The organism is Okeania sp. SIO2F4, assembly GCF_010672385.1.
In the GTDB taxonomy this organism is placed as follows: Bacteria; Cyanobacteriota; Cyanobacteriia; order Cyanobacteriales; family Microcoleaceae; genus Trichodesmium.
On the sequence record NZ_JAAHGT010000639.1, the window covers coordinates 1 to 5,755 of the forward strand.

Consider the following 5,755-nt stretch of genomic DNA (forward strand, 5'->3'; position numbering starts at 1 on the left):
TATCTCCCCTACTCCCCTACTCCCCCAAATATATAATAGACATCTCCGACAATCAAAAATTAAATCAATTATCGGGTAGAAATCATCAATTATTTCTCCCTACTCCCTACTCCCTACTCCCTCTTTTACGGAGATGTATAATAATTATTTAACCGGATTTGATATTATTCGTCCCTATTCCCTTTTCTCAGTTAAGTGTTCCCCATCTCCTTATTTATATAATCCATTAATTTTAAGGAACTACAACAATTTTTCCCATCAAACTACGCTGCTCTATCCTCGTCAACGCTTCTGAGACTCCTTCCAGACCGACTACTTGCTCAATAGTTGACTGTAATTTTCCCTGTCCAAATGCTGGCATAACTAAATCTTTAAGAGTTTGCCAACTTGCCTGATAATAACTGTTATACCAAAGAGCAATACCATAAACTGCAATATTGCGCCCCAGTAATTTTCCCATTGGTAAAGCAGCATCCAAACCAGTAGTTGTACCATAGCAAGCAATACGACCATTATTAGCGATCGCCCCTAAACAGTCAGCAAATGTAACCTTACCACCTCCATCAAGTGCCACCTGTACCCCCAGATTTTCTGTAATCTGGCCTACTTCAGAAACTACATTTTGACTGCTATAGTCAATCCCATAGTCAGCACCCAATTTCATCAGATATTCCACCTTAGCTGCATTACCAGCAGTAGCAATAACCTTTGCTCCTAATAACTTAGCTAGTTGTACTGCTGCAGTTCCCACACCACCACTACCAGGATGAACTAGCACCCATTCTCCTATCCGAACTTTTGCCCGATGGATGAGAGCTACAATAGCTGTCAAATAATTAATAGGTAAACTAGCTGCCACCTCAAACGATATATCCTCAGGAATAGCTAATAATTCTGTAGCAGGAGCGATCGCCATTTCTGCAAAAGCTCCTCGAACGTGACCCATTACCCGCATTCCTGGTGAAAACCCTTCAACCTTTTCGCCCACAGCATCAACCACACCCGCTGCTTCTTGACCAAGAATTTGAGGTAATGCGTCATCGTCTGGTCTTTTATATTTTCCGTAGGTCATTTGCAAGTCTGAGTTATTAATTCCAGCAGCTTTTACAAACACTCTAACTTCACCGGAACTAGGGACTAAAATTTCTTTTTCTACTACTTGAATACCAGAGATACCTGTGTATTCATGTATGCGAACTGCTTTCATTTTTAGTATATTATCTAGAATTATTGTAAGTTATCACCAAAATATTTGTTTGTAGTTGCGCTTTAGCGCACCTAGATATTACCAATTCCCAAAAATAATGCAATACCTTATTTTTAATGATTTTGCAGCAGTTTTCAGGTGAGTTCACCACATAAAAAAAATGATCGACCTGTCGGGACGTTGCATGCAAACTCCCTAATTTTTGGTCTACTAACCATCAAAAGCGTTGTGGCCATTGAGTTAAAGATATCTTATTCAGTCGAACCCTACTTTCAACAAGATTTAGCAAGACTTTTGAGATTTGCTATATACTGAGGCACTAAAGTGCAACTAGAAGCAGAATTATAAGTTTTTTGCTGGGTAGTCCTGCATGGTAATGGTGAGGATATATATTTTTTAATTTCTCCCACACTCCCCATCTTCCCATCCCCCCATCTCCCACACTCCCCACACTCCCCACACTCCCGGTGGTTCCTTTACTATTACTTTTATTTAACTAACTCTTTCTTCTTTAATAATTGTTCTTTTGATAATTTTATCATTCTGAAACCAATGCCAAGTTCTGGCGCGATGATTATTATCAGGACTAATATTAATCATTTCATAGATATAAAAATCTGCCATTCCTTTATAAGTAATCCACAAAATAATTGTTGAATTATCTACTTCCCAAGCATAACCATCTAACCTTTCTGTATCAAACCAAAGCTTTTTATCCCGATATATTCCCGGAAATTGATATTCTTCTTTTTTACCATCCGCCCATTCATAACGATTAGTTTGAAAATAGGGATATTCTGCATTCTCTGGAAATTGACAAGTTAAATGAGAAGTATGTTTATCAATAATATTTCCCTCATTATCTACTATTGTATATGTTCCTTTCCAATCTCCTTCATGGCGGACTAATACTGGCATTTCTTCTCGAATATTAGACATAATAAATGTTCCTGATTCAGACAATAAATAAAATTGAAATTATTATATAGCAATTTAGAGATGATGTTTAAGTACTAGGTTAGGGTAATTGTAAACTGCTGATGTTCTACCTAATTTTCTTGTACTAGCGTGTCTAGACTAAAATTGTGGGTAAAAAAAACCTAACCCCCCAACCCCCTTCCCTGCAAGGGAAGGGGGGTAATATTCTCCCCTCTCCTCGTAGGAGAGGGGAGAAAAATATTCCCCCCTTTCAAAGCTATCCCCGATCAGGAACTCCTAAAACCCTTCGATGATAGGGAGATGGGGGGGTGGGGAGATGGGGAGATGGGGAGGTGGGGGGAGAAAAGCCTCTAATTAAATAGGTTGACTCTCCTGAAAGTATGCATTGAATGGCAAACACATAACTTTTCTTACTTGTCCAAGTTTTATCTTAAGAAAGATGTTTATAAAGCATAGCTTAATCAGGGAGGCAGGAGGGATAGTTGTGGGGTTGGGGGGTTAGGTTTTTTTAACCCACAATTTTAGTTTAGACGCGCTACTACTAAGGACTTAGCTCCTAAAAAAAATTACTCAACCTCTTAGAGCCAATCGTACAATTTAAATCAAATAATGCTACAACAAGAAGCCTATTAATTTATGCCTAGAATATGCTTCTAGAATGGAAAAAACTACATATATCTATGTATTTAGCTTTTTTTCAAAATTTATTTCTGCTTCCAACTTCGGTCTTCCTGCTTCGTAATGGTATAACCTATCAATTGTGGCAAATATTCCAGAAAGCCTTGCAACTTTCCCCAGAAAATAGTACTGTAAAATACAGTAAATATTATACATTTTTGCTTTGTCTGGCAAAAAGGTCTCCTGTTCAAATTTTTTACAACAAGTTATTATATAGAAATTACTTATATTCTCGGTTACGGCTCTCCTCACTAGGCACTTTTACTTTCACAACGCTACATTTAAGTTACTATAAGTAAATAAAAATTTACATTTGTTCCTGTTTATGGCCACTGAATGGTCAGTAATTAGTGAAAAACATTACTATAAGGGAGAAATCTCCCCTGTGACTATAAACAAATAATAAGAGGAAGTAAGAATGTTTGAACGTTTTACAGAACAATCAATCAAAGTAATCATGTTAGCTCAGGAAGAGGCCCGTCGCTTAGGACATAACTTTGTGGGCACAGAGCAAATTCTCCTGGGTTTAATTGGTGAAGGTACAGGTATTGCATCTAAAGTTCTGAAGGAACATGGTGTAAATCTCAAAGATGCTCGGAACGAAGTAGAAAAAATAATTGGCCGTGGTTCTGGGTTCACTCCAGCAGAAATTCCTTTTACTCCTAGGGTAAAAAGGATGTTAGAAATTTCTCTAGAAGAAGCGAGGAAATTAGACCATAACTATATTGGCACAGAACATTTGCTACTCGGATTACTACAAGATTCTGAAGGAGTAGCTGCTAAAGTTTTGGACAACTTGGGAGTTGACAGAGGCAAAGTTCGGACTCAAGTAATTCGCTCTCTCGGAGAAGTTGCTGCAGTGTCTTCCGGAGGGTCTAACCCCAGTGGTAAGAAAGCCGTTACTCTAGAAGAATTTGGTACAGATTTAACAAAGTTAGCAGCAGAGGGTAAAATCGATCCAATAGTAGGCCGACAAGTTGAAATTGAACGGATGATTCAAGTCTTAGGTCGTAGGACAAAAAATAATCCTGTTCTTATTGGTGAACCTGGAGTAGGAAAAACAGCTCTCGCTGAGGGGTTAGCTCAACGGATAATTAATCAAGATGTTCCTGATATCCTGGAAAATAAACAGGTAGTTAGTCTAAATATTGCTTCTCTGATAGCTGGTACTAGGTTCAGAGGAGAATTTGAGGAACGGTTGAAAAAAATAATGGATGAAGTCCGTGCCAATGGTAATATTATTTTGGTTATTGATGAAATTCACACTGTTGTAGGTGCTGGTGCTATTGAAGGTAGTATGGATGCTGCCAATATTCTCAAACCTGCTTTAGCAAGGGGTGAACTGCAATGTATTGGAGCGACTACCCTAGATGAATATCGCAAGCATATTGAACGGGATGCTGCTCTTGAACGTCGTTTCCAACCAGTGAAAGTTGGCGAACCTAGTGTAGAACAGACTATTGAAATTCTCTATGGGGTGCGCTCTGCTTATGAACAACACCATAGGTTGACTATTTCTGATGAAGCTCTGACAGCAGCAGCTGAATTATCGGATCGCTATATTAGCGATCGCTTCTTACCAGATAAAGCTATTGACTTAATTGATGAAGCAGGTTCCCGTGTCAGAGTAAAAAATTCAATGGTTTCACCACATTTGAAGGAATTAAGACGAGAACTGTCTAAGGTGACAAAACAAAAAGAAGAAGTTGTTCGTCAACAAGATTTTGAACAAGCAAGTAAACTGCGCGATCGCGAACTAGAAATTCAAGCAGAGATTGAACAGACTAATACCGACAACGAAAACCAAAAAACCAGTAACTCCCCTGTAGTGACTGAAGACGATATTGCTGATATCGTGGCATCTTGGACTGGAGTTCCTGTGAGTAAGTTGACAGAATCTGAGTCTGAGAAACTCTTACATATAGAAGATACTCTACATCAACGTCTCATTGGGCAAGATGATGCAGTGAAAGCTGTTTCTCGTGCTTTACGTCGCGCTCGAGTTGGTTTAAAGAACCCCAAGCGACCTATTGCTAGTTTTATTTTCTCCGGTCCGACTGGTGTTGGGAAAACAGAACTGACAAAAGCATTAGCTGCTTATTTCTTCGGTTCTGAGGAAGCCATGATTCGGGTGGATATGTCAGAATACATGGAACGTCACACTGTTTCTAAACTTGTTGGTTCCCCTCCAGGATTTGTTGGTTATGATGAAGGTGGGCAACTAACGGAAGCTGTACGCCGTCGTCCCTACACTGTAGTATTGTTTGATGAGATAGAAAAGGCTCATCCAGATGTATTTAATATTATGCTGCAAGTTTTAGAGGATGGTCGTCTAACTGACTCTAAAGGTCGGGTAGTAGATTTCAAGAATACCTTAATCATTATGACTTCTAATATCGGTTCTAAAGTCATTGAGAAAGGTGGCGGTGGTTTAGGTTTTGAGTTTGCTGAGGATCAAGAAGAAGCTCAATATAATCGTATCCGCAACTTAGTTAATGAGGAACTAAAACAATATTTCCGCCCAGAATTTCTCAACCGTCTGGATGAAATTATTGTCTTCCGTCAGTTGAATAAGGATGAGGTGAAAGAAATTGCAGAAATTATGCTGCGGGAGGTATTTAGTCGTTTAGGCGATCGCGAAATTACTCTTACAGTCAGCGATAAGTTTAAGGAGCGTTTAGTAGAAGAAGGATTCGATCCTAGTTACGGAGCGAGACCTCTACGTCGAGCTATTATGCGTTTGTTAGAGGATGTTTTGGCAGAAGCGTTATTAGCTGGTCAAATTCAGGATGGGGAAAATGTTTATGTAGATTTAGATGAAAATGGCGAGGTGAAGGTTACACCTAATGGATCTGCTAAAGAACAACTACCAGAATTTGCTTACAGCAATAATTAATGTCAACATAAGGTTGTAATCAATATTGAGTTGAT

The 5,755-nt window shown here is 38.9% G+C and carries 4 protein-coding genes; 1 reads left to right on the forward strand and 3 read right to left on the reverse strand.

What is annotated here, in order from left to right:
- Positions 1-232: 232 nt before the first annotated feature.
- The 3 genes from F6K22_RS29360 to F6K22_RS29370 form a co-directional block, all read right to left on the reverse strand.
- Positions 233-1,207, reverse strand: a complete 975-nt coding sequence (locus F6K22_RS29360) for a quinone oxidoreductase family protein (protein ID WP_293106254.1) — start codon at positions 1,205-1,207, stop codon at positions 233-235.
- A gap of 492 nt (positions 1,208-1,699) precedes the next feature.
- Positions 1,700-2,146: a DUF3598 family protein gene (locus tag F6K22_RS29365; protein ID WP_293106257.1), complete on the reverse strand. Its 447-nt coding sequence runs from the start codon at positions 2,144-2,146 to the stop codon at positions 1,700-1,702.
- A gap of 678 nt (positions 2,147-2,824) precedes the next feature.
- Positions 2,825-2,998 carry a hypothetical protein gene (locus F6K22_RS29370; RefSeq protein WP_293106259.1) on the reverse strand — a complete coding sequence of 58 codons (174 nt, stop codon included), beginning with the start codon at positions 2,996-2,998 and terminating at the stop codon, positions 2,825-2,827.
- A 244-nt stretch (positions 2,999-3,242) separates the two neighbouring features.
- On the opposite strand from F6K22_RS29370, the gene F6K22_RS29375 reads away from it, so the two are divergent.
- Positions 3,243-5,720, forward strand: coding sequence for an ATP-dependent Clp protease ATP-binding subunit (locus tag F6K22_RS29375; RefSeq protein ID WP_293106262.1), 2,478 nt, complete (start codon positions 3,243-3,245; stop codon positions 5,718-5,720).
- Positions 5,721-5,755 lie beyond the last annotated feature (35 nt).

Coding starts and splice junctions, on each gene's coding strand:
- F6K22_RS29360 (WP_293106254.1), bottom strand. CDS start 1,207: ATGAAAGCAGTTCGCATACATGAATACACAGGTATCTCTGGTATTCAA.
- F6K22_RS29365 (WP_293106257.1), bottom strand. CDS start 2,146: ATGTCTAATATTCGAGAAGAAATGCCAGTATTAGTCCGCCATGAAGGA.
- F6K22_RS29375 (WP_293106262.1), top strand. CDS start 3,243: ATGTTTGAACGTTTTACAGAACAATCAATCAAAGTAATCATGTTAGCT.